28 protein-coding genes, 2 tRNA genes and 1 pseudogene are annotated in these 25416 nt (G+C 54.6%); 16 read left to right on the plus strand and 15 right to left on the minus strand.

The genetic code is table 11. From position 1 onward, the window contains the following. Together ACOTW6_RS05160 and ACOTW6_RS05165 are read right to left on the minus strand one after the other, a co-directional pair. Entirely contained in the window at nt 1-897 is an 897-nt protein-coding gene (locus tag ACOTW6_RS05160; RefSeq protein WP_015570678.1) for an aldo/keto reductase, read from the minus strand. 48 nt (nt 898-945) lie between these two features. Beyond that, nucleotides 946-1185, minus strand: a complete 240-nt coding sequence (locus ACOTW6_RS05165) for a DUF1289 domain-containing protein (protein ID WP_003857614.1) — start codon at nt 1183-1185, stop codon at nt 946-948. 147 nt (nt 1186-1332) lie between these two features. Between ACOTW6_RS05165 and eptA the strand changes: the two genes are divergently transcribed. The 5 genes from eptA (at nt 1333) to rnt (ending at nt 6013) form a co-directional block, all read left to right on the plus strand. Then, on the plus strand, nt 1333-2958 hold the full coding sequence (gene eptA / locus ACOTW6_RS05170; protein ID WP_213788666.1) for a phosphoethanolamine transferase EptA: 1626 nt from the start codon (nt 1333-1335) through the stop codon (nt 2956-2958). Nucleotides 2959-2999: 41 nt separating this feature from the next. Further along, nucleotides 3000-3599, plus strand: coding sequence for a TetR/AcrR family transcriptional regulator (locus ACOTW6_RS05175; protein ID WP_003857618.1), 600 nt, complete (start codon nt 3000-3002; stop codon nt 3597-3599). 53 nt (nt 3600-3652) lie between these two features. Beyond that, complete coding sequence (locus tag ACOTW6_RS05180) at nt 3653-4750, plus strand: alkene reductase (RefSeq protein WP_015570682.1); 1098 nt, start codon at nt 3653-3655, stop codon at nt 4748-4750. A 99-nt stretch (nt 4751-4849) separates the two neighbouring features. Next, nucleotides 4850-5257, plus strand: coding sequence for a lactoylglutathione lyase (gene gloA, locus ACOTW6_RS05185; RefSeq protein ID WP_003857623.1), 408 nt, complete (start codon nt 4850-4852; stop codon nt 5255-5257). A 96-nt stretch (nt 5258-5353) separates the two neighbouring features. After that, a complete protein-coding gene (rnt, locus tag ACOTW6_RS05190; protein ID WP_047051409.1) occupies nt 5354-6013 on the plus strand; it encodes a ribonuclease T in 660 nt (219 codons plus the stop codon). 78 nt (nt 6014-6091) lie between these two features. On the opposite strand, the gene grxD is transcribed toward rnt, so the two are convergent. After that, on the minus strand, nt 6092-6439 hold the full coding sequence (gene grxD / locus ACOTW6_RS05195) for a monothiol glutaredoxin 4 (protein WP_003832760.1): 348 nt from the start codon (nt 6437-6439) through the stop codon (nt 6092-6094). Between the two features lie 338 nt (nt 6440-6777). Here grxD and ACOTW6_RS05200 point away from each other — a divergent pair, with 338 nt between their 5' ends. After that, nucleotides 6778-7536, plus strand: coding sequence for a C40 family peptidase (locus ACOTW6_RS05200; protein ID WP_045338780.1), 759 nt, complete (start codon nt 6778-6780; stop codon nt 7534-7536). A gap of 122 nt (nt 7537-7658) precedes the next feature. Beyond that, nucleotides 7659-8240 (plus strand): superoxide dismutase [Fe], encoded by a 582-nt coding sequence (sodB, locus tag ACOTW6_RS05205; protein WP_017384606.1) that lies wholly within the window; start codon nt 7659-7661, stop codon nt 8238-8240. A 37-nt stretch (nt 8241-8277) separates the two neighbouring features. On the opposite strand, the gene ACOTW6_RS05210 is transcribed toward sodB, so the two are convergent. Continuing rightward, nucleotides 8278-9444: an MFS transporter gene (locus ACOTW6_RS05210; RefSeq protein WP_017384607.1), complete on the minus strand. Its 1167-nt coding sequence runs from the start codon at nt 9442-9444 to the stop codon at nt 8278-8280. Between the two features lie 161 nt (nt 9445-9605). Further along, nucleotides 9606-9695: a YnhF family membrane protein gene (locus tag ACOTW6_RS05215; RefSeq protein ID WP_003857632.1), complete on the minus strand. Its 90-nt coding sequence runs from the start codon at nt 9693-9695 to the stop codon at nt 9606-9608. Between the two features lie 297 nt (nt 9696-9992). Here ACOTW6_RS05215 and purR point away from each other — a divergent pair, with 297 nt between their 5' ends. Continuing rightward, entirely contained in the window at nt 9993-11018 is a 1026-nt protein-coding gene (gene purR / locus ACOTW6_RS05220; protein WP_003857634.1) for an HTH-type transcriptional repressor PurR, read from the plus strand. A gap of 17 nt (nt 11019-11035) precedes the next feature. Here the strand turns inward: purR and punR are convergent, their stop codons facing one another. Next, nucleotides 11036-11947 (minus strand): DNA-binding transcriptional activator PunR, encoded by a 912-nt coding sequence (punR, locus tag ACOTW6_RS05225; RefSeq protein ID WP_003857638.1) that lies wholly within the window; start codon nt 11945-11947, stop codon nt 11036-11038. Nucleotides 11948-12060: 113 nt separating this feature from the next. On the opposite strand from punR, the gene punC reads away from it, so the two are divergent. Both punC and cfa read left to right on the plus strand, forming a co-directional pair. Next, a complete protein-coding gene (gene punC, locus ACOTW6_RS05230) occupies nt 12061-13260 on the plus strand; it encodes a purine nucleoside transporter PunC (RefSeq protein WP_017384608.1) in 1200 nt (399 codons plus the stop codon). Nucleotides 13261-13558: 298 nt separating this feature from the next. Beyond that, nucleotides 13559-14707 (plus strand): cyclopropane fatty acyl phospholipid synthase, encoded by a 1149-nt coding sequence (cfa, locus tag ACOTW6_RS05235; protein ID WP_047051416.1) that lies wholly within the window; start codon nt 13559-13561, stop codon nt 14705-14707. A 30-nt stretch (nt 14708-14737) separates the two neighbouring features. Here cfa and ACOTW6_RS05240 read toward each other — a convergent pair whose 3' ends face one another. Continuing rightward, complete coding sequence (locus tag ACOTW6_RS05240; RefSeq protein WP_017384610.1) at nt 14738-15379, minus strand: riboflavin synthase; 642 nt, start codon at nt 15377-15379, stop codon at nt 14738-14740. Nucleotides 15380-15604: 225 nt separating this feature from the next. Between ACOTW6_RS05240 and mdtK the strand changes: the two genes are divergently transcribed. From mdtK to ACOTW6_RS05255, 3 genes are all read left to right on the plus strand, one after another. Further along, on the plus strand, nt 15605-16978 hold the full coding sequence (mdtK, locus tag ACOTW6_RS05245) for an MdtK family multidrug efflux MATE transporter (protein WP_017384611.1): 1374 nt from the start codon (nt 15605-15607) through the stop codon (nt 16976-16978). Between the two features lie 153 nt (nt 16979-17131). Beyond that, a tRNA-Val gene (locus ACOTW6_RS05250) sits at nt 17132-17208 on the plus strand. Nucleotides 17209-17212: 4 nt separating this feature from the next. Further along, a tRNA-Val gene (locus ACOTW6_RS05255) sits at nt 17213-17289 on the plus strand. Nucleotides 17290-17467: 178 nt separating this feature from the next. Here ACOTW6_RS05255 and ACOTW6_RS05260 read toward each other — a convergent pair. The 4 genes and pseudogenes from ACOTW6_RS05260 to ACOTW6_RS05275 form a co-directional block, all read right to left on the minus strand. Further along, nucleotides 17468-17938 (minus strand): Hsp20 family protein, encoded by a 471-nt coding sequence (locus ACOTW6_RS05260; protein ID WP_026080712.1) that lies wholly within the window; start codon nt 17936-17938, stop codon nt 17468-17470. Nucleotides 17939-18110: 172 nt separating this feature from the next. Next, on the minus strand, nt 18111-18311 hold the full coding sequence (glgS, locus tag ACOTW6_RS05265; RefSeq protein ID WP_049019332.1) for a cell surface composition regulator GlgS: 201 nt from the start codon (nt 18309-18311) through the stop codon (nt 18111-18113). A gap of 174 nt (nt 18312-18485) precedes the next feature. Continuing rightward, a complete protein-coding gene (locus tag ACOTW6_RS05270; RefSeq protein ID WP_276521181.1) occupies nt 18486-18611 on the minus strand; it encodes a hypothetical protein in 126 nt (41 codons plus the stop codon). A 99-nt stretch (nt 18612-18710) separates the two neighbouring features. Next, a pseudogene (locus ACOTW6_RS05275) lies at nt 18711-18839 on the minus strand (hypothetical protein); the annotation flags it as partial. A gap of 343 nt (nt 18840-19182) precedes the next feature. Between ACOTW6_RS05275 and ACOTW6_RS05280 the strand changes: the two are divergent. Beyond that, a complete protein-coding gene (locus ACOTW6_RS05280; protein WP_116329890.1) occupies nt 19183-20778 on the plus strand; it encodes an FAD-NAD(P)-binding protein in 1596 nt (531 codons plus the stop codon). Nucleotides 20779-20806: 28 nt separating this feature from the next. On the opposite strand, the gene ACOTW6_RS05285 is transcribed toward ACOTW6_RS05280, so the two are convergent. Together ACOTW6_RS05285 and ACOTW6_RS05290 are read right to left on the minus strand one after the other, a co-directional pair. Next, nucleotides 20807-21442: a carbonic anhydrase gene (locus tag ACOTW6_RS05285; protein ID WP_015570694.1), complete on the minus strand. Its 636-nt coding sequence runs from the start codon at nt 21440-21442 to the stop codon at nt 20807-20809. A gap of 72 nt (nt 21443-21514) precedes the next feature. Further along, nucleotides 21515-22297 carry an MBL fold metallo-hydrolase gene (locus ACOTW6_RS05290; protein WP_045329727.1) on the minus strand — a complete coding sequence of 261 codons (783 nt, stop codon included), beginning with the start codon at nt 22295-22297 and terminating at the stop codon, nt 21515-21517. A 125-nt stretch (nt 22298-22422) separates the two neighbouring features. Here ACOTW6_RS05290 and ACOTW6_RS05295 point away from each other — a divergent pair, with 125 nt between their 5' ends. Further along, complete coding sequence (locus ACOTW6_RS05295) at nt 22423-22563, plus strand: hypothetical protein (protein ID WP_062932590.1); 141 nt, start codon at nt 22423-22425, stop codon at nt 22561-22563. Nucleotides 22564-22620: 57 nt separating this feature from the next. On the opposite strand, the gene ACOTW6_RS05300 is transcribed toward ACOTW6_RS05295, so the two are convergent. Further along, nucleotides 22621-24027 (minus strand): DUF1996 domain-containing protein, encoded by a 1407-nt coding sequence (locus ACOTW6_RS05300; protein ID WP_121479066.1) that lies wholly within the window; start codon nt 24025-24027, stop codon nt 22621-22623. Nucleotides 24028-24171: 144 nt separating this feature from the next. Beyond that, nucleotides 24172-24339: a hypothetical protein gene (locus ACOTW6_RS05305; protein ID WP_032609053.1), complete on the minus strand. Its 168-nt coding sequence runs from the start codon at nt 24337-24339 to the stop codon at nt 24172-24174. A 245-nt stretch (nt 24340-24584) separates the two neighbouring features. On the opposite strand from ACOTW6_RS05305, the gene ACOTW6_RS05310 reads away from it, so the two are divergent. Continuing rightward, on the plus strand, nt 24585-25415 hold the full coding sequence (locus ACOTW6_RS05310) for an ABC transporter substrate-binding protein (protein WP_121479067.1): 831 nt from the start codon (nt 24585-24587) through the stop codon (nt 25413-25415). The last annotated feature ends 1 nt before the right edge of the window (nt 25416 follow it).

Here is a 25416-nt window from a genome sequence, read left to right on the forward strand (position 1 = left end):
TCAGGGTACGTCGTAGCCCAGCGCCGCCTTGCGGATGCGGAACCACTGCTGGCGCGTCATATCCAGCTCCTCAGCCACAAGCGCAGCGCGGACGCGCTCAATTTTGCCGGAGCCAATAATTGGCAGCGGTTTAGACGGCAGGCGCAGGATCCAGGCGTAAACCACCTGCTCGATACTCTCCGCATTCAGTTCGCGCGCCACCGTTTCAAGCTCGTTACGCAGCGGCTGGAATGCCTCATCGTTAAACAGGCGGCCGCCTCCCAGACAGGACCATGCCATTGGACGGATGCGCAGCTGTTGCAGTTGGTCGAGCGTGCCATCCAGCAGCAGCGGCTGATGAACAGGCGAGATCTCCACCTGATTCGTCGCCAGCGTAAACGGCAGGCGAGACTGCAATAACGCAAACTGTGCCGGGGTGAAGTTAGACACGCCAAAATGGCGCACCTTTCCGCTCTGGTGCAGCGTCAGGAAGGCTTCCGCGACCTCATCCGCATCCATCAACGGATCGGGACGGTGGATAAGCAGCAGGTCGATGCGATCGGTCGCCAGGTTGATCAGTGACTGCTCGGCGCTTTTAACGATATGCGCGCTGTCAGTGATGTAATGCCCAAGCGCATGCTCCGGTTTTGCTGTGGTGGCAATACCGCATTTGGTCACAATCTCCATACGTTCACGCAGCGCTGGCGCTCGCTTCAGCGCTTCGCCAAAGGCGGCCTCGCACTGATAGCCGCCATAAATATCAGCGTGATCGACGGTGGTGATCCCGAGATCGAGATGCTCTTCTATAAAGTCCGCCAGCTGGACCGGAGACATATTCCAGTCCATGAGGCGCCAGTAGCCCATAACAAATCGGGAGAATTCCGGGCCCTGCGGGGCAAGGGTAATACGCTGAACCATAACATTTTCCTCAAGGAAGTCTTGTTACCAGTATACGCAATTACCCTGCTAAAACAGTGAAGGTTGCTGAGGTTCTTCGGGTTCAACCGCTTTGTTTGCACGAATTTTGCGCAGCAGACGCTGTCGGCAGAGCCGTAAGACCTCCTGCTTTTGCGCGTCGCTGAAATTTTGCCAGTTAAAACGTTCATCGCGCGTGCGCATGCAGCCACGGCAGTATCCTCGTTCATCAACCTGGCAAATACCCCGGCACGGGCTCTGGACAGGGAAAAATTCCAGTTGCTCTGCCACACCTACCTCCAGAACGTCATTATTCCCTACAGTGAAGACCCTAAATGGCTTGCATGCAAGGATGTCCGCCACAAACAGGAGATTAAGGTTTCGCTAATCTTCCCTTCTTATACTCGCCGCATTGATATAACGAATGGTCTGTTCATCATGTGGTTCACTAAAAAGTTACACTGTAACGATATAAAATTTACTCTGGGCTGTGCACTTTTCTTCACCGTACTGAATGCACTGTTTATCCAGCGCAGCTGGTCAATCATTGCGCCTACGCATCTGCACGATGTCCTGTTTGCTGCCAGCGTGCCGCTGGTACTGTTCTGCGGCTGGGTGATTGTCTTCAGCCTGTTAAATATCCCCTTTATTCGTAAGCCGCTCCTGATTGTCCTGACCCTGGGATGTGCCGCCGCGACCTGGTTTATGTATTCCTATGGTACGGTTATCGATCAGAACATGATTGTGAACGTGTTCGAGACTAATTCTCAGGAAGCGACTGCCCTGGTGACGCCGCAGATGATCCTGTGGCTGGTCGTAGCGGGTCTGGTTCCATCTGTTGTGTTAGCCCTGACGCGCATTCGCACAGGAAAATGGTGGTATGCCCTCCTGACGCGCTTCGCCGCTATGCTGGGTGCGCTGCTGGTGATCATCCTGGTCGCGTCAGTGTTCTATAAAGACTATGCTTCGCTGTTCCGTAATAATAAAAGCATCGTCAAAATGGTCACCCCGGCGAATTACGTGAGCGCCCTGGTGAAATACAGCAAAATGCGTTGGTTTGCCGGCGACCAGACGCTGGTCCGCATTGGCGAAGATGCTCATAAAGGCGCGCTGATTTCCGGCCAACGCAAGAAAACCGTGCTGGTTGTGGTGGTGGGTGAAGCCTCCCGCGCCGCAAACTACTCGTTAAATGGTTACCCGCGTGAAACCAACCCAGAGCTGAAAAAGCAGGATGTCATCAACTTCCCGCGGGCCTCCTCCTGTGGCACGGAAACCGCCGTTTCCGTCCCCTGCATGTTCTCCGGTATGACGCGGAAAAAATATGACGCGGACCTCGCCCATCATCAGGAAGGTCTGCTCGATGTCCTTAACCATGCCGGGTTCAACCTGCTGTGGCGCGACAACGACGGCGGGTGTAAAGGCGCCTGCGACCGCGTGCCGCACACGGACATGACCCAGTGGAAACTGGATCAGTTCTGTAAGGACAAATCCTGTATCGACGACGTCAACCTGTACCGCCTGGACAATGTGCTGGATGGAATAAAGCAGGATACGGTTCTGGTTATTCACCTGATGGGCAGCCACGGTCCGGCCTATTACAAACGCTACCCGGACAACTTCCGCAAGTTCACCCCAACCTGCGATACCAATGAAATACAGGATTGCGATCATCAGTCGCTGATCAATACCTATGACAACACGATTCTGTATACCGACAGCGTCGTCAGCCGAACCATCGACGCGCTGAAAGCCCGGCAGGCCAACATGAACACGGCGCTCATTTACCTCTCCGATCACGGTGAATCGCTGGGTGAGAGCGGAATTTACCTGCACGGTACGCCGTATATGCTGGCCCCGGAGCAGCAAACGCATATTCCGTTTATGTTCTGGCTCTCCCCGGATTATGCGAAAAACTTCGGCGTAAACACGGATTGCCTGCGTGACCATGCCGCAAAAGAGGCGGTTTCACAGGACAATTTATTCGCCACCGTTCTGGGCATGATGGACGTGAAATCAGCGGTTTATCAGCCGCAGCTGGATATTCTGTCGCAGTGTCGTCGCTAAGCGGGCTTGCATTAGACCGAACGGTCTATTAGAGTAAGGGCATGAGCAGACACACTGAACACGATACACGAGAACATTTGCTGGCTACCGGCGAGCGCCTTTGCATGCATCGCGGGTTTACCGGGATGGGGCTGAGCGAGTTGTTAAAAACTGCTGAAGTACCTAAGGGATCGTTTTATCACTATTTTCGATCCAAAGAGGCGTTTGGCGTTGCCATGCTGGAGCGGCACTACGCCAGCTACCATCAGCGCCTGGCAGCCCACTTCGCCAGCGGTGAAGGTGACTACCGGGATCGTGTTCTGAACTACTATCAGGAAACGCTGACGCAGTTCTGTCAGCAGGGCATCATCAGCGGCTGCCTGACGGTAAAACTGTCTGCCGAAGTGTGCGATCTCTCCGAAGATATGCGCACCGCCATGGATAAAGGAGCCAGCGGCGTGATTGCCCTGTTGGCTCAGGCGCTGGAGAGCGGGCGCAATGAAAAAACGCTCTCCTTCTCCGGCGATCCGCTCACGCAGGCACAGGTGCTCTATTCCCTCTGGTTAGGCGCCAACCTGCAAGCAAAAATGTCTCGCAGCGCCGTGCCGCTCGAAAGCGCGCTGGCGCATGTGAAAAACTGTATAACCGCGCCTGGCGTGTAGCCGGCGTTTTTATTTACCCTTTTACTAGTCGACTGGTCTACTCAGGAGCCATTATGTCCGCTGAAAAGCTGTTTACCCCACTGAAAGTGGGTGCCGTTACTGCCCCAAACCGCGTGTTTATGGCCCCACTCACCCGTCTGCGCAGCATCGAGCCGGGCGATATCCCAACGCCATTGATGGGTGAGTATTATCGTCAGCGCGCCAGCGCGGGCCTGATTATTTCCGAAGCCACGCAGATTTCTGCCCAGGCAAAAGGCTACGCCGGTGCGCCGGGTCTGCACAGCCCGGAACAGATCGCCGCGTGGAAAAAAATCACCGCAGGCGTGCATGCTGAAGATGGTCGTATTGCCGTTCAGCTGTGGCACACCGGTCGTATCTCACACAGCAGCATCCAGCCTGGCGGTCAGGCGCCGGTTTCGGCCTCTGCCCTGAACGCCAATACCCGCACTTCCCTGCGCGATGAAAACGGTAATGCGATCCGCGTTGACACCACCACGCCACGCGCGCTGGAGCTGGACGAGATCCCGGGTATCGTGAATGATTTCCGTCAGGCCGTCGCCAACGCCCGTGAAGCGGGCTTCGACCTGGTTGAGCTGCACTCTGCGCACGGTTACCTGCTGCATCAGTTCCTGTCCCCGTCTTCCAACCAGCGTACCGACCAGTACGGCGGCAGCGTTGAAAACCGCGCGCGCCTGGTGCTTGAAGTGGTCGATGCTGTCTGTAATGAGTGGAGCGCAGACCGCATTGGTATTCGTGTCTCCCCGATCGGTACTTTCCAGAACGTCGACAACGGTCCGAACGAAGAAGCAGACGCGCTGTATCTGATTGAAGAGCTGGCGAAACGCGGTATCGCCTATCTGCACATGTCCGAGCCGGACTGGGCAGGTGGCAAGCCTTACAGTGAAGCCTTCCGCCAGAAAGTGCGCGAGCGCTTCCACGGCGTGATTATCGGGGCGGGCGCGTATACGGCAGAGAAAGCCGAGGATCTGATCGGGAAAGGCCTGATCGACGCCGTGGCCTTTGGCCGCGATTACATTGCTAACCCGGATCTGGTTGCCCGTTTGCAGAAGAAAGCCGAACTGAACCCACAGCGCCCTGAAAGTTTCTATGGCGGCGGCGCGGAAGGTTATACCGACTACCCTTCACTGTAATCCCGCTTTGTACATTGATAGCGGCGACCTTTCGCCGCTATACTAAAACATCGTTTCTGTTCAAAAAGATAATTCATTCCACTGTTTAATGAGGAAATTATGCGCCTACTTCACACCATGCTGCGCGTTGGCGACCTGCAACGTTCCATCGATTTCTACACTAACGTTCTGGGCATGAAGCTGCTGCGCACCAGCGAAAATCCGGAATATAAATACTCTCTGGCGTTTGTTGGTTACGGCCCGGAATCTGATGAAGCGGTCATCGAGCTGACTTACAACTGGGGCGTGGACAGCTACGAGCTGGGTACAGCTTACGGCCACATCGCGCTGGAAGTGGATAACGCCGCCGAAGCCTGCGAACGTATCCGCAGCAATGGCGGTAACGTCACCCGTGAAGCCGGTCCGGTTAAAGGCGGTACCACCGTCATTGCGTTTGTGGAAGATCCGGACGGTTATAAAATCGAACTGATCGAAGCCAAAGACGCTGGTCGCGGTCTGGGCAATTGATCCCGCAGGGCGCACTATGCGCCCGTTGTTTTGCTGCATCCCCTCTCAAAATTTGCCATAATGCGCACTGCTTTTTCCCCCTTGTAAGAGACCCTGATGTCCGATAACGCTCAATTTACCGGTCTGTGCGACCGTTTTCGTGGTTTTTATCCCGTTGTTATTGATGTAGAAACAGCCGGATTTAACGCTAAAACCGATGCGCTGCTTGAGATTGCCGCCATCACGCTGAAGATGGATGAACAGGGCTGGCTTGTACCGGACACCACGCTGCATTTCCACGTTGAACCCTTTGAAGGGGCAAACTTACAGCCAGAGGCGCTGGCCTTTAACGGTATCGATCCGACAAACCCGCTGCGCGGGGCGGTAAGCGAATACGAGGCGCTGCACGCCATTTTCAAAATGGTGCGCAAAGGCATGAAAGAGAATGACTGTAGCCGCGCCATCATGGTGGCCCATAACGCTACGTTCGATCACAGCTTCACCATGGCTGCCGCCGAGCGCGCCTCGCTGAAGCGTAATCCATTCCATCCGTTTGTGACCTTCGACACCGCCGCGCTGAGCGGCCTGGCGCTGGGGCAAACCGTGCTCTCTAAAGCCTGCATCACGGCGGGTATTGCGTTTGACGGCACCCAGGCACATTCCGCGTTATACGACACCGAGCGTACGGCGGAGCTGTTCTGTGAGATCGTCAACCGCTGGAAACGTCTCGGCGGCTGGCCGCTGCCGATGGGCGACGAGGCCGATCCTCAATCGTAGGTTGGGTAATTAACAGCCCCACAGGACAAAAAAAAGCGACCAACATAATGTGGTCGCTTTTTTATATCCGCAGAAAACTTATTCTGCGTCCGGCTCTTCGGTTTTATACTTCGCCGCAGTCTCTTTGATCAGCTGTTGCAGTTCGCCGCGCTGATACATTTCAATCAGGATGTCGCATCCGCCAACCAGTTCACCATCAACCCACAGCTGCGGGAAGGTCGGCCAGTTGGCGTATTTTGGCAGTTCAGCGCGAATGTCCGGGTTTTGCAGGATATCAACGTAAGCAAAACGCTCACCACAGGCGGACAGCGCCTGGACCGCTTGCGCGGAGAAGCCGCAGCTTGGCAGCTTCGGAGAACCTTTCATGTACAGGAGAATCGGGTTTTCAGCGATCTGGCGCTGAATTTTTTCAATAGTGGTGCTCATGTCTTGCTTCCTTTAACTTCTGTTACGGCATCAGTCTGACATTGTAGCGGGTCAGGCCGACATCGGAAAATAACATTTTTGTCACGTCTAATTATTTTATCGCTTATCGCATAAAGTTGCATTGCTAATGTCGTTTATCGCCAGACGGGGTGCGGTTTTGCTTAAGGAGCGAACAAGAGTACGACAGAATGGTGAATTTTTTTGCACTTGCTAACGAAACACAATTTTTGAATGAAAAATGCTATTAACTTCTTCTGATTTTATGGATTAGAATCGACAGGTTTTGTAAATCTCACGCGGGTATGCATTGTGGCCTGCATTTATCAGGGGACTGCCCAGTGGCGCGGATAACTAAAATCTCGATGACGCTCTGTGCTTTACTGTTTACCACACTCTCATTTACGCCAGCGGCGAACGCCTCTGAACAGGCGCGGCATTCTGCTGTACAAAAATCGCATCTGGCAAAAACCACAGAACGTAAGAAAAAAACCACCAGCAAAACAGTAAAGAAGAAAACCACCGCTCAGACCAAAAAGACCGCCTCCAGTAAAACCAAAACTCTCCGTTCCGGCACACACAAAACCACCCGCACGACTGCCAGCCTGGTGAATGAAAAATGCACCGTGCGCAAAGGCCATAAAACGAAATGTGCAAAAGTGACGAAGCTGGCTGACGTGCATAAAGCGCGTATGCAGAAAGCGCAAAAAACGGCGATGAACAAACTGATGGGGCAAATAGGTAAACCGTATCGCTGGGGCGGCACTTCTCCGCGCACCGGTTTTGACTGTAGTGGGCTGGTTTATTATGCCTATAAAGATCTGGTGAAGTTTCGCATTCCGCGCACCGCCAATGAGATGTACCATCTGCGCGACGCCGCGCCTGTAAACCGTGGCGAACTGCAAAATGGCGACCTGGTGTTCTTCCGCACCCAGGGACGCGGTACGGCCGATCACGTTGGGGTGTATGTGGGTAACGGTAAATTTATCCAGTCACCGCGCAGCGGTCAGGACATTCAGATCACCTCCCTCAGCGAAGATTACTGGGTGCGCCACTATGTGGGTGCACGCCGCGTGATGACGCCAAAAACCATCCGCTAGCCCCTGCCCTGCCGCCTCCGTGGCAGGGTAAGTTCCTCTTTTGCATACCCTTTCAATTTGCTATTCTGTCCTTGTTGTCTGTAGGGTTATTGGCAACGTATAAAACTATAAGGAGAGAAGCAATGTCGTTCGAATTACCTGCACTACCGTATGCAAAAGACGCCCTGGCCCCGCATATTTCCGCGGAAACCCTGGAGTACCATTACGGCAAGCATCACCAGACCTATGTCACCAACCTGAACAATCTGATCAAGGGCACCGATTTTGAAGGCAAAACGCTGGAAGAGATCGTGCGCAGTTCAGACGGTGGCGTATTCAACAACGCCGCTCAGGTGTGGAACCACACCTTCTACTGGCACTGCCTGGCCCCCAATGCAGGCGGAGAACCTGCCGGTGAGCTGGCGGCAGCGATTAACGCCGCGTTCGGCAGTTTCGCGGATTTTAAAGCGAAGTTTACTGACGCCGCCGTTAAAAACTTTGGCTCCGGCTGGACCTGGCTGGTCAAAGAGGCTGATGGCAAACTGGCTATCGTTTCCACCTCTAATGCGGGTACCCCTCTGACCACCAGCGCCACGCCGCTGATGACCGTGGACGTATGGGAACACGCCTATTACATTGATTACCGTAATGCGCGCCCGAACTACCTGGAACACTTCTGGGCACTGGTTAACTGGGAATTTGTTGCGAAGAACTTCGCCGCGTAAGAGACACGCAGAAGGGGAAGCCCTTCTGCGTTTTTGTTTATTCCGCCGTACACACCGCTTCAGGCTGTTTACGACCAGACATCATCACCAGCAGCAGACCGAGTGCGGCAATGATCGCCCCCATCACCGGCACAAAGCTGTAACCCAGACCACCGGAGATCACCGCCCCACCCGCTGCGGCCCCCAGCGCATTGCCCAGGTTAAACGCACCGATATTCACGGACGAAGAGAGCCCCGGCGCTTCGTGCGCAACGCGCATTACGCGCATCTGCAACGGTGGCACCACGGCAAAGGTTGCGGCGCCCCACACCACCATGGCAATCGCGGCACCCACTTCGTTACGCGCCAGCCACGGGATCGCCACCATGATGACAATCAGCAGCGTTAAAAAACCTTTCAGCGTCCCGCTGACGGAGCGGTCGGCAAATTTCCCGCCGAGATAGTTGCCAATCGAGAACCCGACACCAATCAGCACCAGCATCGCGGTAACAAAGAGTGGCGTTGCGTGGGTAATGTCGTGCAACACCGGGGAGATATAGGTGTAGAGCGTAAACATCGCCCCCGCCCCCAGCACCGTGGTGAGCAGCGCGGACAACACCTGAGGACGCATTAGCACCGCCAGCTCTTTGCGTACTTCCGGACGTTCTCCCGCACTTCCTTTCGGCAGTGAGAAGAACAGCGCAACCATCGCGACCACGCCCAGTCCGGCGGTTGCGAGGAAAGACATACGCCAGCCGATGGCTTCTCCCAGCCAGGTGGCAGCGGGAACGCCGCCGATATTAGCGATGGTGAGACCCATAAACATAGTGGCTACCGCGCTGGCCTGCTTATGTTTTGGCACCACACTGGCGGCGACAACCGAGCCCAGTCCGAAGAAGGCGCCATGATTGAGGCTGGTCAGAATGCGCGAAAGCATCAGAGTGGTGTAATCGGGCGAAATCGCGGAAAGCACATTTCCGAGGGTGAAAATCGCCATCAGGAAAATCAGCGCATTGCGGCGAGCGCGGTGCGAAAGCAGCAGCGTCATCAGCGGCGCGCCCACCATCACGCCAATCGCGTAGGCGCTAATTAACATACCGGCCGCAGGGATAGAGACGTCCACACCCCGGGCGATAACAGGCAATAACCCCATCGGGGAGAATTCAGTGGTGCCAATCCCGAAGGCGCCAATCGCCAGGGCCAGCAGGGGAAAATTGATTTTCATGAAGAGACTCCGGATACCGTGCCATAACCCGGCACAGAACTAAGAAGTCAAAAGCATGACATCAATCACAAAAAATGAGAAGTTAACATTTTGGCAAAAGATTTTTGCCGGAGAGGTAACAATAGCGGCAAGAGAGGGAGAAGGTTCTCCCCCCTCCTGAATCAGTGCAGCGCAGCGGTTAAACCACCGGCAACAATCAGAGCAAGAACAACAATGGTGGTAAACAGCGAAAACTTCAGATCGGTACTCATCAATTTTTCTCCTTTTATTCACCCTACGAAAAGTGAGCTTGCTCATTTTTACACAGTTCAGGTCAAAAATCTTCCAGGATTTAAACGGATATCCACTTTACCTCTTCCCCTTTTCATCAAGATAGGACAAAATTCCACGCTAAATTTATTAGCGTACCGGCCACTGACCCCCTCCTGACGTCCTGTGTCGTTTTCCCGGCGTGTCGCAACTCATGTTTGCGTAATAAGGGTGAGAGAAGGCAAACGTTTACCTTCAATTTTTTCAGGAGCTTAGGATATGGTCTGGAGTGACATTTAATGGCAACAATTAAAGACGTAGCAAAACGCGCAAACGTTTCCACTACAACCGTATCACATGTTATTAACAAAACGCGTTTCGTCGCTGAAGAGACGCGTAATGCCGTCTGGGCGGCAATCAAAGAGCTGCACTACTCGCCAAGTGCGGTCGCCCGCAGTCTGAAGGTTAATCACACCAAATCGATTGGTCTGCTGGCCACCAGCAGTGAAGCGGCCTACTTTGCTGAAATCATCGAAGCCGTTGAAAAAAACTGCTTCCAGAAAGGCTATACCCTGATTCTGGGCAACGCGTGGAACAACATTGAAAAACAGCGCGCTTACCTGTCAATGATGGCGCAAAAGCGCGTCGACGGCCTGCTGGTAATGTGTTCTGAATACCCCGAGTCGGTCCTTTCCATGCTGGAAGAGTATCGCCACATTCCGATGGTGGTCATGGACTGGGGCGAAGCGCGCGCAGACTTTACCGACTCCGTTATTGATAACGCCTTTGAAGGCGGCTACATGGCGGGGCGTTATCTGGTAGAACGCGGTCATCGTGAAATTGGCGTGATCCCGGGTCCGCTGGAGCGTAACACCGGGGCTGGTCGTCTGGCCGGTTTCATGAAAGCGATGGAAGAGGCGCTGATCACCGTGCCGGAAAACTGGATTGTTCAGGGCGACTTCGAGCCGGAGTCGGGCTACCGCGCCATGCAGCAGATCGTCTCCCAGCCGCATCGCCCTACTGCGGTGTTCTGCGGCGGCGACATCATGGCGATGGGCGCGCTCTGCGCGGCGGATGAACTCGGCCTGCGCGTCCCGCAGGATATCTCGGTGATCGGCTATGACAACGTGCGCAACGCTCGCTTCTTTACCCCGGCGCTGACCACCATTCACCAGCCGAAAGATTCGCTGGGTGAAACGGCCTTCAATATGCTGCTGGACAGGATCGTCAACAAGCGTGAACAGTCCCAGTCCATTGAAGTCCACCCGCGCCTGATTGAACGCCGTTCCGTTGCGGACGGTCCGTTCCGCGACTACCGTCGTTAATCTCATTACGGGGCCAGCTATGCTGGTTCCCGCAACCACTCCCGGTTCAGCGTTTCACTGTCGCCCAGATAATCCAGCAGCCAGGCCATGGCGGGCGAGACGTCGTTTTGCTGCCACGTCAGACAGCACGCGGCATCCGGGAAGGGGTTTTCCAGCGTCAGAGCCACCCACTCTCCCGCGTCGATGCGCGGGCGCGCAAAATGCACCGGCACCATGCCAACGCACAGCCCCGCGCTCAGACAGGTGGCCGACGACTCCCAGTCCGGCGCGACCACGCGGCGCTGATTATCCAGCAGCCAGGTAATGCGCTTGGGCAGCGAGCGGGAGGTATCTTCCAGCACCAGCGAGGGCCAGTTGCGTAAGGTGTCATCGCTCAGCGGACCTTCCAGCGCCGCCAGCGGGTGATCGCGCGCGACCACGCAGGTCCAGCTCAGCATGCCCATGTCGCGAAACGCGTAGCGCCCCCCAACCGGGATCGCCTGGGTCGCACCAATCGCCATCTCCGCCCTGCCGTCCGCCAGCGCATCCCAGACGCCGTTGAACACTTCCTGCGATACACGCAGTTCGACGTCGGAAAAATGACGATAGAAATCGACGATCATCTGCCGGGTCCGCTCCGGCTTAACGATGTTATCCACCGCAATAGCGAGATGCCCGCGCCAGCCGTTGGCGATCTGCTGGCACTGCTCACGGGTGATCTGCATTTTTTTGATAACAGATCGCCCTTCCTTCAAAAACCACGCGCCGGCAGGCGTGAGCTCCACGTCGCGATGGCGCCGCTCAAACAGCGGGACCGCCAGCCACGCTTCCAGCTGGCGCACCGTATAGCTGATAGCCGAGGGAACGCGATGCAGCTCCTGGGCGGCGCCGGTAAAGCTGCCGTTACGCGCCACGGCATCAACCACTTCAAGGGAATAATCTGACCACATCTTTAGCCTGCAAAATTTTTGAATGCACCCGCCAAATATTAGCGTTTCACAAGCCGCTTTGCACTCCCTACACTCTGCGCCAACGTACACCTGACTCCTCAGGAGAAAAAACAGTGCAACCCAGGAAAGGATTTTTAGTCTGGCTCGGCGGCTTAAGCGTGCTGGGCTTTTTGGCGACCGACATGTATCTGCCCGCGTTCGCCGCGATGCAGGAAGATTTGCAAACCCCTGCCGCCGCCATCAGCGCCAGTTTGAGTTTGTTCCTCGCCGGTTTTGCTTTTGCGCAATTGCTGTGGGGGCCGCTCTCGGATCGTTTTGGCCGTAAGCCCGTCCTGTTATTGGGTCTGGCGATTTTTGCCGTAGGCTGTCTGGGCATGCTGTGGGTCCGCGATGCCGCCTGGCTGCTGGCGCTGCGCTTTATTCAGGCGGTCGGTGTCTGTGCCGCTGCGGTCACCTGGCAGGCGCTGGTGACCGATTACTACCCCGCCTCGCGCACTAACCGGATATTCGCCACCATTATGCCGCTGGTCGGCCTGTCGCCAGCACTCGCCCCATTACTGGGCAGCTGGATCCTCGCGCATTTCGACTGGCAGGCCATTTTCGCCACGCTCTTTGCTATTACGCTGGTCCTGATGCTGCCCGCGTTCGGACTTAAACCGGCGCATAAAAAAGCGACGCATCCGGACGCGAAGCCCATTACCTTTACCTCTTTACTGCGGTCGAAAGCCTATCGCGGTAACGTGCTGATTTATGCCGCCTGCTCTGCCAGCTTCTTTGCCTGGCTAACCGGTTCGCCGTTCATTCTGCATGACATGGGCTACAGCCCGGCGGCTATCGGCCTGAGCTATGTACCACAGACCATCGCCTTCCTGGTGGGTGGCTATGGCTGTCGCGCCGCGCTGCAAAAATGGGAAGGCCAACAGATGCTGCCCTGGCTGCTGGTGCTGTATGCGCTAAGCGTGATTGCGACCTGGGCTGTCGGCTTTATTCCGGGCGCCGGGCTTGCAGAAATTTTGATTCCGTTCTGCGTCATGGCGATCGCTAACGGGGCCATCTACCCTATTGTTGTAGCTCAGGCGTTGCGTCCATTTCCGCAGGCGACAGGCCGCGCTGCCGCGCTGCAAAATACCCTGCAACTTGGCCTGTGCTTCCTGGCAAGTCTCGTGGTCTCTGCGTTGATTGCAACCCCGCTGCTCACCACCACCAGCGTGATGCTGGTCACCGTTGCGCTGGCGGGATTGGGCTATCGCATGCAGTCCTCAGCTCATCGCGAGCAGAGTGAAAACGCGCAGACAGAAACGTCGCACGCCTGATTGCGTGGGAAACTATGTTAAAAACCAGTGATTAGGTTGCTAACAATTTTCTGTTGAATCACCTAATTTTGCGGCCTATACTGAATTTGGTTCGATTAAATACGATAAATATTAAGTGTTAACGGGAGCCGGAGCGCTCCCGTTTTACCATGGAAGGCATTTCGGCAAGGGTTATCTCCCTTCCTCTGTTCTACGTCGGATATTAGCCTCGCGGGCATTTACCGTGAGATTTCTCACAAACCAAAAAAGCGTCTACGCTGTTTTAAGGTTCTGATCACAGCAAGGTGATGGAGAAGCTATGAGTTCATCGTGTATAGAAGAAGTCAGCGTTCCGGACGATAACTGGTCCCGGATCGTCAGTGAACTGTTGGGACGTGCGGGCATTACGATTAATGGCTCATCCCCCTCCGATCCCCAGATTAAGCATCCCGATTTTTTCAAACGCGTGTTACAGGAGGGATCGTTAGGGCTGGGTGAAAGCTATATGGACGGCTGGTGGGAGTGTGAGCGGCTGGATATGTTCTTCTCCAGCGTATTACGCGCCGGTCTTGAAAAACAGCTCCCTCGTCATTTCAAAGATACTTTACGTATCGCTTCCGCCCGCCTGTTCAATCTGCAAAGTAAAAAACGGGCGTGGATCGTCGGTAAAGAGCATTACGACCTGGGCAACGATCTGTTCAGCCGTATGCTCGATCCTTTAATGCAGTACTCCTGCGGATACTGGAAAAAAGCGACGACCCTGGAAGAGGCGCAGCAGGACAAGCTGCAACTGATCTGCGATAAATTGCAGTTACAGCCCGGCATGCGTGTGCTGGACATCGGCTGTGGCTGGGGTGGTCTTGCCTGGTTTATGGCGAAAAATTACGGCGTCAGCGTAGTCGGCGTCACGATTTCGGCTGAACAGCAGAAGATGGCGCAGGAGCGCTGTCTGGGACTGGATGTTGATATCCGGCTTCAGGACTACCGCGACCTGAACGAGCAGTTCGATCGTATTGTTTCCGTAGGTATGTTCGAGCACGTGGGGCCGAAGAACTACAAAACCTACTTCGAGGTCGCCGATCGTAACCTGAAGCCTGACGGAATTTTCCTGCTGCACACCATCGGCTCTAAACGCACCGATAACAATGTGGACCCGTGGATCAACAAATATATCTTCCCGAATGGCTGTTTACCCTCTGTTCGCCATATTGCGAACGCCAGCGAACCGCATTTTATTGTGGAAGACTGGCATAACTTCGGCGCAGATTACGACACGACCCTAATGGCCTGGCATGAACGTTTCCAGGCTGCATGGCCTGAAATCGCCGACAACTATTCGGAACGATTCAAACGGATGTTTAGCTATTATCTGAATGCCTGCGCGGGCGCGTTCCGCGCGCGGGATATACAGCTATGGCAGGTGGTCTTTAGCCGTGGGATTGAGCACGGCTTGCGGGTGGCCCGCTAAAAAATAACCCCGGTTAACCGGGGTTATTTTTTATTCTTCTTCCACGGTCTTTATTATCGCCGCCTCTTTCGCCGCCAGCACGCGCTCAACGGTATCCACGACCGCCTGGGTCTGGGGATCAATTTCGATATTCACGCGCTGCCCCAGTTTTTTTGCGCCAAGCGTAGTACGTTGCAGCGTTTCAGGAATTAAATGCACGCAAAAACGCGTTGGCGTCACTTCACCGACGGTCAGACTAATCCCATCGATGCCAATAAATCCTTTATAAAGGATGTATTTCATTAATGACGGGTCCTGCACCTTAAACCAGATTTGACGGTTATTTTCCGAGGTCACGATTTTCGCCACTTCTGCGGTGGTCATAATATGACCCGACATCAGATGCCCGCCAATCTCATCGCTGAATTTCGCCGCGCGTTCAACGTTGACGATATCTCCCACCACCAGCTCACCCAGGTTAGTGATGCGCAGCGTCTCTTTCATTAAATCAAAGCTAATCTGGTTACCGTTAATTTCGGTCACCGTCAGGCAGCAGCCGTTATGCGCTATCGACGCCCCGGTTTCAATGCCATCGAGCATATATTCAGGCAGCTCAACCACGTGAGTGCGGAAATTCGGTTTTTCATCAATGGACACCACTTTGGCAGTGCCCTGCACAATACCAGTAAACATGCTTACAGCTCCTGTTCATTCCGAACGGCGATGACACCGTATAATCCCACCACAATAACAGTTGAAAAAACAGGTTGCCAGTGATGCGCAATTTCTGGCGATTTTTTCACTAGATAATTAGTTAAACCCCGCTACAATAGCTGGCATCCCTCTGTTTTTTCTTCTTGCTGCCAGTAACGGCGGCCTTTTTAGTCTCTCAAATAACTACAATACAAAGGTGTTCACGTGCAGAAGTATATGATCGAAGCGCGTCAGTTATTGGCACTGGCCATACCGGTGATCGTCGCGCAGGTAGCCCAAACAGCAATGGGATTTGTGGATACGGTAATGGCCGGTGGTTACAGCGCCACCGATATGGCCGCCGTGGCGATCGGAACCTCAATCTGGCTCCCGGCCATTCTTTTTGGTCACGGCCTGCTGCTGGCGCTGACGCCGGTTATCGCGCAGCTTAACGGCTCCGGTCGACGCGACCGCGTGGCCCATCAGGTGCGCCAGGGCTTTTGGCTCGCCGGGGGAGTCTCCGTCCTGATTATGATCGTGCTGTGGAACGCCGGGTATATTATTCGCGCCATGCATAATATCGACCCGGCGCTGGCGGATAAGGCGGTCGGTTATCTACGCGCCCTGCTCTGGGGCGCCCCCGGCTATCTGTTCTTCCAGGTGGCACGTAACCAGTGTGAAGGGCTGGCAAAAACCAAGCCGGGCATGGTGATGGGCTTTATCGGCTTGCTGGTGAACATTCCCGTGAACTATATCTTCATTTACGGTCATTTTGGCATGCCGGAACTCGGCGGCGTCGGCTGTGGCGTGGCGACGGCTGCGGTGTACTGGGTGATGTTCGGCTGTATGCTCACCTACATTAAACATGCGCGATCCATGCGTGACATTCGTAACGACACCTCGTTCAGCGCACCTGACTGGACGCTCATGACCCGTCTCATTCAGCTGGGGTTACCCATTGCGTTGGCGCTGTTCTTCGAAGTGACGCTGTTTGCCGTCGTCGCCCTGCTGGTCTCGCCGTTAGGGATTATTGATGTGGCAGGACACCAGATCGCCCTGAACTTCAGCTCTTTGATGTTCGTCCTGCCGATGTCCCTGGCTGCTGCGGTGACGATTCGCGTGGGCTTCCGTCTGGGGCAAGGCTCGACGCTGGACGCGCAAACGGCAGCCCGTACCGGCCTTGGCGTCGGCGTCTGCATGGCAGTCTGTACCGCGCTCTTTACCGTGCTGTTGCGTGAGCAAATTGCCCTGCTCTATAACGACAACCCGGAGGTAGTGACCCTGGCCTCGCATCTGATGCTGCTGGCGGCCATTTATCAGATCTCTGACTCCATCCAGGTGATTGGCAGCGGCGTGCTGCGTGGGTATAAAGATACGCGTTCCATCTTCTTCATCACCTTTATCGCTTACTGGGTGCTGGGCCTGCCGTGCGGGTACATTCTGGCGCTCACGGATCTGGTGGTGGATCGCATGGGGCCAGCCGGATTCTGGATGGGCTTTATCATCGGCTTAACGTCTGCGGCCATTATGATGATGCTGCGTATGCGCTTCCTGCAACGTCAGCCGTCTGCGGTCATTTTGCAGCGCGCTGCACGTTAATGACACAGTAGCCGCCGGCTGGCGGCTACTTTCTCTTCACTTTGCGCGGTAATGAAGCAATCGCGTGAAATCAGAGAGAAAAATGCATTTTCCCTCTTGCCACCTTGGGGCTGTGCCGCTAATATTCGTCCCCGTTGTCACCGACAACACAATGCGTTCATAGCTCAGTTGGTTAGAGCACCACCTTGACATGGTGGGGGTCGTTGGTTCGAGTCCAATTGAACGCACCATTCTGCGTCTGTAGCTCAGTTGGTTAGAGCACCACCTTGACATGGTGGGGGTCGATGGTTCGAGTCCATTCAGACGCACCAATCTGTTTTTCCGCACATTTCATTCCCGTTCAGCCTCATGCAGAGGCAGCAAACCTTTTAAGCACATCGAAAGTGACCTCCAGCCCGCGCGTACCGGGAAAAGCGGAATGGCATAAGCCCCATCAGGTTAGCAAAACGCCCGGCGTTTACCGGGCGTGAAAACAACGTCAGTCAATGATTACGGCTTATGTTCAATCGCCGGGTTGTTGTTGATGGCGATGCGCTGCGGTTTCTCTTCTTCCGGGATATCCTGGTGTAATTCAATCGCCAGCAAGCCGTTTTCCAGCGAAGCGCCGGTTACTTTCACATGCTCCGGCAGACTATAGCTGGCCCGGAAGTCGCTGCGGCTGATACCCCGATGGATCCACCCTTCTTCCCCGTTTTCGGTTTTCTCTTCTTCACGTTTACCGCTGATATTCAGCTGACCGCCAACGGTTTCAATTTCAAGTTCGCTCTCTTTCCAGCCCGGCACGCTGAGCGTCAGTTCATAGCGGTTATCACCCACCCGCCGGATATTGTAAGAAGGCGTGGAGGGCAACGGCGTACTGCCGGTTAGCTGGCTAAAAAGGCGATCGATACGGTTAAAACGGTCCGCAAACAGAGAGTCGGAGAGATCGTTCAACATGGGAAAAGCTCTGAGAGTCATCATGTACCTCCTGAACAGTAAAAAAGAATATTCAAAAAGTTCATGTCTTACGGGCAGGTATTCCTGACCCGCTTTCTATATGAGGTTACCGCACAATATTTCAACCTCAGGAGCCTGCAAAATGTAGCTGGAACCTAAAAAACGCAACGGGCCGTTAAGCCCGTTGTTCGTTACATCATCGCAGTTCTATCACTCTCGCCCGCTCAGCCTGCTTTCGGTAGTGGTCATATCGCTCCCGGAACCATACCTGCTGTTCATCACTCATATTGCCGGTCACGGCATCGATATCAACTGGCTGGCCCAGGGCGTACATACGGGCAAAACTGCGTGCCAGAAAATCAAAATTCTTTAATGCGTTTATATCTTGTCGCTTCATTAGCATATCCCTCCAGTCATTGTGATTACTGTTCAAGGTCATATGCTTTTCTGATCTCAGTATCCGCCTGAAAAAGATCGTTTTTTGAGCGATGCGTGCGCATCCATCTGCCAGTGTTCACATTTCAGGAACGACAAAACTCTTCAGCCCTGGTAATGATTTTCCCTCCTTTTATCACTCATGCAGAAAGCATAAACGCCAGCCATGCAGCAAGTTCGCCATGTAGCCGGAAGGTCGAACGGCGTCCTTTAATGCCAGACGCTGTAACAGATCACCCAGCGCGTTCAGGTGGGTTTCCACCTGCAAGCGTCTTATCAGTGCGAATAACAGACAAAGAACGTTTACACTGGCGGAGGGGGAGGGTTTTACCTGCCGGGGCGGTTCGGAGGCACCATAACCTGAACAGAATCGCTTCGACTGGCTCAGACTGCCGTCATTGCAGACAAAACGACCATCCGATGTACAGTGTGCTATGCCACCTTTTGAGCCAGAGCAGGGCTGTCTTCCACGGGCGGCATCAGCCTGCATGTTAAAAAGTACACTGACCGTAAGAAGGAGAATTCTCATGATAAAATCAGCTGGTTCTCCTCACTGACGCCGTGCAGGTCAAACCCACCGGCAAAGTTACCGTACTTTTTAACCCCTATCACATACAGATAATCGATAAACCTGGGACCAAACAGTTATTCCTTTCAGAAAATCAGGCAGAATTATATCTAATCAGCCAGAGTCAATTGAATTGACTTTCCCATAAGTTCAGGAAGGGGGCTACATCCCTCTTCTAAACGTCTTAATTTCTCCCTTCATTGAATGACTTAGCCTTTCTCCTGCTACGCTTGTTTTATGGTTCAGAAACGCAGGAACGCTTTCGATGAAAAAAATCGCCATTATCGGCTCAGGCCCAACAGGGATTTACACCTTTTACTCACTTCTTAACAACGCAGCGCCGCTTTCGATCACCGTGTTCGAAAAAGCAGACCAACCCGGTGTTGGGATGCCCTACAGCGACGAGGATAATTCCCGGCTGATGCTGGCGAACATCGCCAGTATCGAAATCCCGCCTATTTTTATTACCTACCTCGACTGGCTCAAACAGCAGAGTGCGGCCCATCTTGCCCGCTATAACGTCGACAGTGAGAAGCTGCACGACCGGCAATTCCTGCCGCGTATTCTGTTGGGTGAATATTTTCACGACCGCTTTCTTGCCGTCGTTGCTGAGGCAAAAAAGGCGGGCTTTCATGTCGAGGTGCACCCCAACGCAGAAGTCACAGATATTAAGGCTGATGCAGACGGCGTGGCCCTTTCAGTGAACAATGCCCCTTTCTCAAGGCGGTTTGATCTTGCGGTAGTCGCCACCGGTCACGTCTGGCCTGATGAAGATGAAACCACCCGCGCATATTTCCCAAGCCCATGGTCGGGGCTGATGGACGCGGAGATCCGCGCCTGTGAGGTGGGGATCATGGGTACCTCCCTCAGCGGGCTGGACGCCGCGATGGCGGTTGTGATGCAGCATGGCCGGTTTAGCGGGGAGCAGTTCGTTGTCAATAAAGGCAGCGAGGGGCTAACAATCACGCTGATGTCCCGCACGGGCGTTCTGCCGGAGGCCGACTTTTACTGCCCTATCCCTTATGAACCGCTGTCGGTGTTAACCGAGTCTGTGGTGGCAAGCGAAATCACCAAAGGCCCGGACGGGCTGCTTGACCGCATCTTTGCGCTGATGGTGAAAGAGCTTGAGCTGGCCGATCCGCGCTGGTGCCAGGAGATATCGCTCGGTACGCTGAGTGCCGACACGCTTCGTGATGTCTGGTTTGAGGATCGTAAAAAGCATGGCCCCTTCAGCTGGGCCGAAGCGAATCTGAAAGAAGTGGAGCGTAACAAGCGCGAGAAACGCACCGTTGCCTGGCGCTATACCGTGCTTCGTCTGCATGAAGTGGTTCAGGCCATCGTCCCTTCACTCAGTGAGCATGACAGAGAGCGGTTTAAATCCGGGCTGGAGCGTGTGTTTATTGATAATTATGCCGCCATTCCACCGCAGTCTATCCGCCGTTTACTGGCGCTGCGCGAGGCAGGGATCATTAGCGTGGTCGCACTCGGTGATGATTACGACCTGGATATCGGCAGCGATCAGACCGTCATCACCACGGCAGAAAAAAGTTACCGCTTCGACGTGTTTATCGACGCGCGCGGGCAAAAGCCGCTCAGAAACAAAGACATTCCCTTCCCCACCCTGCGTAAACAGCTTGCGGAAACCGGCGATGACGTCCCGGACGTGGGGGAAGACTATACGTTGCTGGCGCCTGCATCACTGCGGGGGCGCATCGCTTTTGGGGCGATCCCCTGGCTGATGCACGATCATCCGTTTGTTCAGGGTTTGTCTGAGTGCGCTGAAATTGGTAAAGCGATGGCGAAAGCGGCTGGAAAACCTGCGTCGGGCGTGCGAAGAAAGTTACCTTACACGGAGTTTTAACAGGGCTTCCCTGCCCTGCGGTGTCGGATTACTCGAAGAAGACGTCCGGGTTTTCCGACAGCGACACGAACGATTTAGTGTTCTTGTCAAGGGCAAGGATTTTGCCGCTTTCGATGTCATATACCCAGCCGTGCAGGCGAATGGCGTTGTTGCGCAGGCCTACCGCCACCGACGGATGGGTCTTAATGTTGCTCAGCTGCGCAAAGACGTTCTCCTGCACCATCGCATTCACTTTATCGATTGGCTTATCCCAGGTTTTCTTCTCAACCACCGCTTTTGCCGCATCAGAATAGCGCAGCCAGTGGGAAACGGCTGGCATCGGCTCCAGATCGGCGTTGTCAGCAATCGCCTTCATCGCGCCGCAGTTGGAGTGGCCGCAAATAACGATATCGGTCACGCCCAGGGCAACAACAGCATATTCGATGGTCGCAGAGACGCCGCCAGGCTCCGGCCCGAACGGTGGCACAATGTTGCCCGCGTTTCGAATGACAAAGAGCTGTCCTGGCTCCTGTTGCGTAACCAGTTCCGGAACCAGACGGCTGTCGGAGCAGGAGATGAACAGCGCTTTGGGATTCTGACTGGACGCTAAACTACGAAAAAGCTCTTTACGTTGCGGGAAAATCTCTTTTTGAAAGCTGAGAAAACCTTCAATGATATGTTGCATAGCCATTTCTCTTTTATCTGTTTTAGTTTAGGTATGATCGCGATCACACTCGTAAAATTTAACCACCGCGCCCTAGCCGAGACAAGCAATATATTTCTGGCCCGACCGCTGCACGATCTCATCCGCGTTCGCCGGGATGTTCTGCCCTTCAAAGGCCCCGTACAGGCGCTGGTACGTTTTCCCGGTCAGTCGGCCAATCACCGACTCAACGGTGCGGGCAGGCAGCGGCAGCATATTCGGATAACTCCACATAAACGACACGGCGTCCTTACCGGGTGTAACCTGCAAAATATCACCGGCCAGCAGCACGCCGTCGCCTGACTGCCAGTGCAGCACCGTGCCGCCTGCAAAATGCCCGCCCAGCCGCAGCAGAGTCACCAAAGGCATAATCTCCAGGGCGTCCTCCTCCCAGAAGCGTATCGCCGGGCTGTCACGCATCACCCACTGCCGATCGCTGGCGTGCAGGTAGATCGGCGCGTTAAACGCGGCGGCCCACTCCTGCATGGTGGTGTAGTAATGCGGGTGCGAAATCGCGATCGCGCTGATGCCCCCGAGCGCGTCCACTAACGCTCTGGTCGCCGGATCAAGATTGGCGATGCAGTCCCACAGAACATTGCCCTGTGGCGTACGCAGCAGAAGCGCCCGCTGGTTGATGGCAAAAGCGGGAACGGTTTTGATGCTGAACAGCTGCGGTTCCAGCTGTTGCCATTTGTTGGTGTGCGTGGTCGTAAGGCTGTCGAAGTCCGTCCATGTCTGGCCCGTCACCGGGACATACTGGCGCTCATCGTCGCAAATCGGGCAGTTTTTGGGCTGTTCATCGTAAGCGGTACCGCAGGTTTTACAGAGTGTAATCATCGGCTTTCCTCAGCAATAAAGCACTGAGTATGGCAGGGATTATCCATATGTGCTGAGGGGTGCCTGGCCCGCTTTTTTTGACTTATACTGTGCCAGTATCAAAAACTGAATAACGCAGGTGGCACATGGAAATTAATCTCGATAACTTAGTCTTTAACGGGCTGGATGAAGCAGAAGAGCGCAACGCGGAACGTCTCGACGATGCGGATAAAAAAGCCCAGGCGATTATCGCCGATGACGACTGCGGCGATGCCTGCAAGATCTGAAGAATAAGCACCGGGCTCCCCGGTGCTTTTTTTATGAATGCCTTTTGCTACCGGCTATCAGATCTCCGGCGTTTTGCTAAACCCGGTCAGCATCAGGATCAGGCTTTGTGGAGATGACCCCGTCTCAAACTGATAATGATTTCCCTGACGATCGCCGCCGATATACCATGAAATTTCGGTTTTCCCTTCTGCCAGCGCCTTACGCACCGCTTTATCCACGTCCACCATCCGGTATTCGCGGGAGTGGTTCAGGTAAAGCACCGCATCCGAGCGATAGTTGCAGGATGGTCGTGAATGCCAGTTCACGGTGGCCGGATCCCAGTCGTTACTCGCCGGATAGAAGAAGATTTGATCCGCGCCGTTGGTTTCCACTTTCCCGCCATAAATTCTGACGCGGTATTTAAACTGGGCAGGATCCTGTCCGGCAGGCAGCGGAGGAATGTTGAACTTCACCAGGGACAATGTTTCGCTGTTTTTCGTGCGTCCACCGTTCTTCCAGTTATCCTGCACCAGTAAGACCTGGGGATCGGGCTGTGAAAGTGCGGGTTCCATGCTGCTGAGCCAGACGTTAGCCTTCGCTTTTGAATAACCATACGGTACGGTGGTGCCGCAATCCATTCCCCGGTTCATGCACAGGTCGGTCATAAAGCGCGCGGCATCTTCCGTCCAGCCGTTCATGAAGTCAGCATGCGCCGTATACAGGCTCCCCCACCGCTCTTCACGCTCACTGCCATGCATGATGGGGTCGAGGGAAAGCTGGACTTTGCTGGTATCCAGAGAGCTAATTGTCGGAAGCACGTATGCAATATTCATGTTCACCGTCGGGATCTTCACCGGGAAGGCGGACGGACACTGTCCTTTCGTATCGTAGGTGGCGTTAGCCAGGCCGTGGGCGGGCTTCAGGTTGACCCCGTCCCAGCAGTTCGGGAACTGAATGCCGATATTAAACTGCACGGCATCCTTCGCCTTGCGTAGGCCGCAGACTTCACCCGTTCTGGTGGTGTAGCCCTTGCCGTTGGCGCATAAAAAGGTGATATGCGGATTTGGCGCAGTGCCGTGGTGATCGCCCGCCAGCAGCGACAGCCCCGCCGGGAACGGGTGCAGCGGCCAGGCGTCAACGTTCGATGCCTGATAACAGGTTTTTTGATAGGCGGGTTTGACCACCGTTCCGTCCGGCAATTTTAGCGACGGAGCCCAGTAGGCCGAGCTGTCTGCTTTGTTATCGCAGGTGGTCTTTTCCTGGGCACGCAGCGATTCACGGCTGGAGTAAGCATCCGTGTGCACGTTACCAAAAAAATCGTGCAGCATAGCCTCGTTGGGCATGCCGAACATCATAATGGCATCATCGCCGAGGGTGTGGGAATAACTGCATACAACATGCGCCTGTGGTCCAGCGTGTGCCGCCTGCATGGCAAGCAGAAGTGCGGTGGCAGAAAGCGCGGGGGTTAATACTGTCCGTTTCATTATCATCTCCATCTGTGAAAGGAGATAGTGGTAACAAAACGGCCCTCATTTACCGAGGATTAGCCTGGGTATTTTTCCCCTCATCCTCGCTTTACAGACACCACGCACAGCTCATTCCAGTACATTTCGCGCGTCCGGCGCAGTTCAGCGTGACGTTTTATCATGGAACCACTCCGGATCGATGTTGGCTACGTCCACGCCATACAGGCTGGCGACAGGCAGTATTGACTCAAGAACACGTTGCGCGCTGTTCTCCGCATTCGCTGGTCGGGGCGCAAAAAACCGCCGTAACGTGCTTATCCATTTTTTCATCGTCATTACCCTTCTCGCTTAACCTGTTCTCAGTTAAACACCCAAATTGCGCCCGGGGGAAATATCAAAATCCACTGTCGATGTGCAGGATCTGCAAATAGCGCCCCACCGTCTGCTCTCTTCTTTAACACCTTGTTCACTCATGCTTTTTTTCTCATAGCAAAGAACGATTTCTTATTTGGCGATAGCTTTCCCTTATGGGAGCGTAACGGGGTAAAACAAAAACAACGGGATGGCGTATGACTATGGCTGCAAAAATGAAAGGGTTTAAAAAACGGGCGCAGGTTCTGGGATTAGTGGCAGCCTGGGGCCTGGTTTCAGCGCAGGCGCAGGCCGATCGGCTGGCGGATATCAAGGCAGCGGGCGTGGTGAAAGTGGCCACGTTTGATGCTAATCCACCCTTTGGCTCGATTGATGCCAAAACGCATGAGATCGTGGGTTACGACGTGGACTTCGCCAAAGCGCTGGCGACATCGCTCGGCGTCAAGCTTGAACTGGTCGCCACCAATCCGGCTAACCGCATTCCGCTGCTACAGTCCGGAAAAGCAGATCTCATCGTGGCGGATATCACCATCACCCCGGAACGCGCACAGGTCATTGATTTTTCGACGCCTTACTTTGTCACCGGCCAGCAGTTCCTGGTTCCGGCAAAATCACCGGACAAGCTTGATGACTATAGCCGGGCACGCATTGGCGCCGTAAAAGGTACGACGGGTGAACAGGCGCTGCACCAGCGTTTTCCGCAGTCTCGCGTCCTCTCTTACGATGATATCCCACTGGCGCTGACGGCACTGCGCAATGGTAACGTGCAGGCCATTACCCAGGACAGCACCATTCTGGCCGGTCTGCTGGCGCAGGCGCCGGATAAAGCCGACTTCAAAATCCTGCCCGACCTGCTCAGTAAAGAAGAGATTGGCGTGGGGGTGAAAAAGGGTGAAACGGCGCTACTGAAAGCCGTTAACGATGAGCTGGTAAACCTGGAGAAAAACGGCCAGGCGGCAAAAACCTATGACGTCTGGTTCGGTCCAGGCACCCCTGCTCCACAGCCTCGTAACTTTAAAATAGAAGCCCGGTAAT

Source organism: Enterobacter cloacae complex sp. IR5403 (genome assembly GCF_049238705.1).
Taxonomy (GTDB): Bacteria; Pseudomonadota; Gammaproteobacteria; order Enterobacterales; family Enterobacteriaceae; genus Enterobacter; species Enterobacter hormaechei_C.

Excerpts from the sequence above, each read along its gene's own strand:
- ACOTW6_RS05160 (WP_015570678.1), bottom strand. The coding sequence starts at position 897 with ATGGTTCAGCGTATTACCCTTGCCCCGCAGGGCCCGGAATTCTCCCGA.
- eptA (WP_213788666.1), top strand. The coding sequence starts at position 1,333 with ATGTGGTTCACTAAAAAGTTACACTGTAACGATATAAAATTTACTCTG.
- ACOTW6_RS05175 (WP_003857618.1), top strand. The coding sequence starts at position 3,000 with ATGAGCAGACACACTGAACACGATACACGAGAACATTTGCTGGCTACC.
- ACOTW6_RS05180 (WP_015570682.1), top strand. The coding sequence starts at position 3,653 with ATGTCCGCTGAAAAGCTGTTTACCCCACTGAAAGTGGGTGCCGTTACT.
- gloA (WP_003857623.1), top strand. The coding sequence starts at position 4,850 with ATGCGCCTACTTCACACCATGCTGCGCGTTGGCGACCTGCAACGTTCC.
- rnt (WP_047051409.1), top strand. The coding sequence starts at position 5,354 with ATGTCCGATAACGCTCAATTTACCGGTCTGTGCGACCGTTTTCGTGGT.
- grxD (WP_003832760.1), bottom strand. The coding sequence starts at position 6,439 with ATGAGCACCACTATTGAAAAAATTCAGCGCCAGATCGCTGAAAACCCG.
- sodB (WP_017384606.1), top strand. The coding sequence starts at position 7,659 with ATGTCGTTCGAATTACCTGCACTACCGTATGCAAAAGACGCCCTGGCC.
- ACOTW6_RS05210 (WP_017384607.1), bottom strand. The coding sequence starts at position 9,444 with ATGAAAATCAATTTTCCCCTGCTGGCCCTGGCGATTGGCGCCTTCGGG.
- ACOTW6_RS05215 (WP_003857632.1), bottom strand. The coding sequence starts at position 9,695 with ATGAGTACCGATCTGAAGTTTTCGCTGTTTACCACCATTGTTGTTCTT.
- purR (WP_003857634.1), top strand. The coding sequence starts at position 9,993 with ATGGCAACAATTAAAGACGTAGCAAAACGCGCAAACGTTTCCACTACA.
- punR (WP_003857638.1), bottom strand. The coding sequence starts at position 11,947 with ATGTGGTCAGATTATTCCCTTGAAGTGGTTGATGCCGTGGCGCGTAAC.
- cfa (WP_047051416.1), top strand. The coding sequence starts at position 13,559 with ATGAGTTCATCGTGTATAGAAGAAGTCAGCGTTCCGGACGATAACTGG.
- ACOTW6_RS05240 (WP_017384610.1), bottom strand. The coding sequence starts at position 15,379 with ATGTTTACTGGTATTGTGCAGGGCACTGCCAAAGTGGTGTCCATTGAT.
- ACOTW6_RS05260 (WP_026080712.1), bottom strand. The coding sequence starts at position 17,938 with ATGATGACTCTCAGAGCTTTTCCCATGTTGAACGATCTCTCCGACTCT.
- glgS (WP_049019332.1), bottom strand. The coding sequence starts at position 18,311 with ATGAAGCGACAAGATATAAACGCATTAAAGAATTTTGATTTTCTGGCA.
- ACOTW6_RS05280 (WP_116329890.1), top strand. The coding sequence starts at position 19,183 with ATGAAAAAAATCGCCATTATCGGCTCAGGCCCAACAGGGATTTACACC.
- ACOTW6_RS05285 (WP_015570694.1), bottom strand. The coding sequence starts at position 21,442 with ATGCAACATATCATTGAAGGTTTTCTCAGCTTTCAAAAAGAGATTTTC.
- ACOTW6_RS05290 (WP_045329727.1), bottom strand. The coding sequence starts at position 22,297 with ATGATTACACTCTGTAAAACCTGCGGTACCGCTTACGATGAACAGCCC.
- ACOTW6_RS05295 (WP_062932590.1), top strand. The coding sequence starts at position 22,423 with ATGGAAATTAATCTCGATAACTTAGTCTTTAACGGGCTGGATGAAGCA.
- ACOTW6_RS05300 (WP_121479066.1), bottom strand. The coding sequence starts at position 24,027 with ATGAAACGGACAGTATTAACCCCCGCGCTTTCTGCCACCGCACTTCTG.
- ACOTW6_RS05305 (WP_032609053.1), bottom strand. The coding sequence starts at position 24,339 with ATGAAAAAATGGATAAGCACGTTACGGCGGTTTTTTGCGCCCCGACCA.
- ACOTW6_RS05310 (WP_121479067.1), top strand. The coding sequence starts at position 24,585 with ATGGCTGCAAAAATGAAAGGGTTTAAAAAACGGGCGCAGGTTCTGGGA.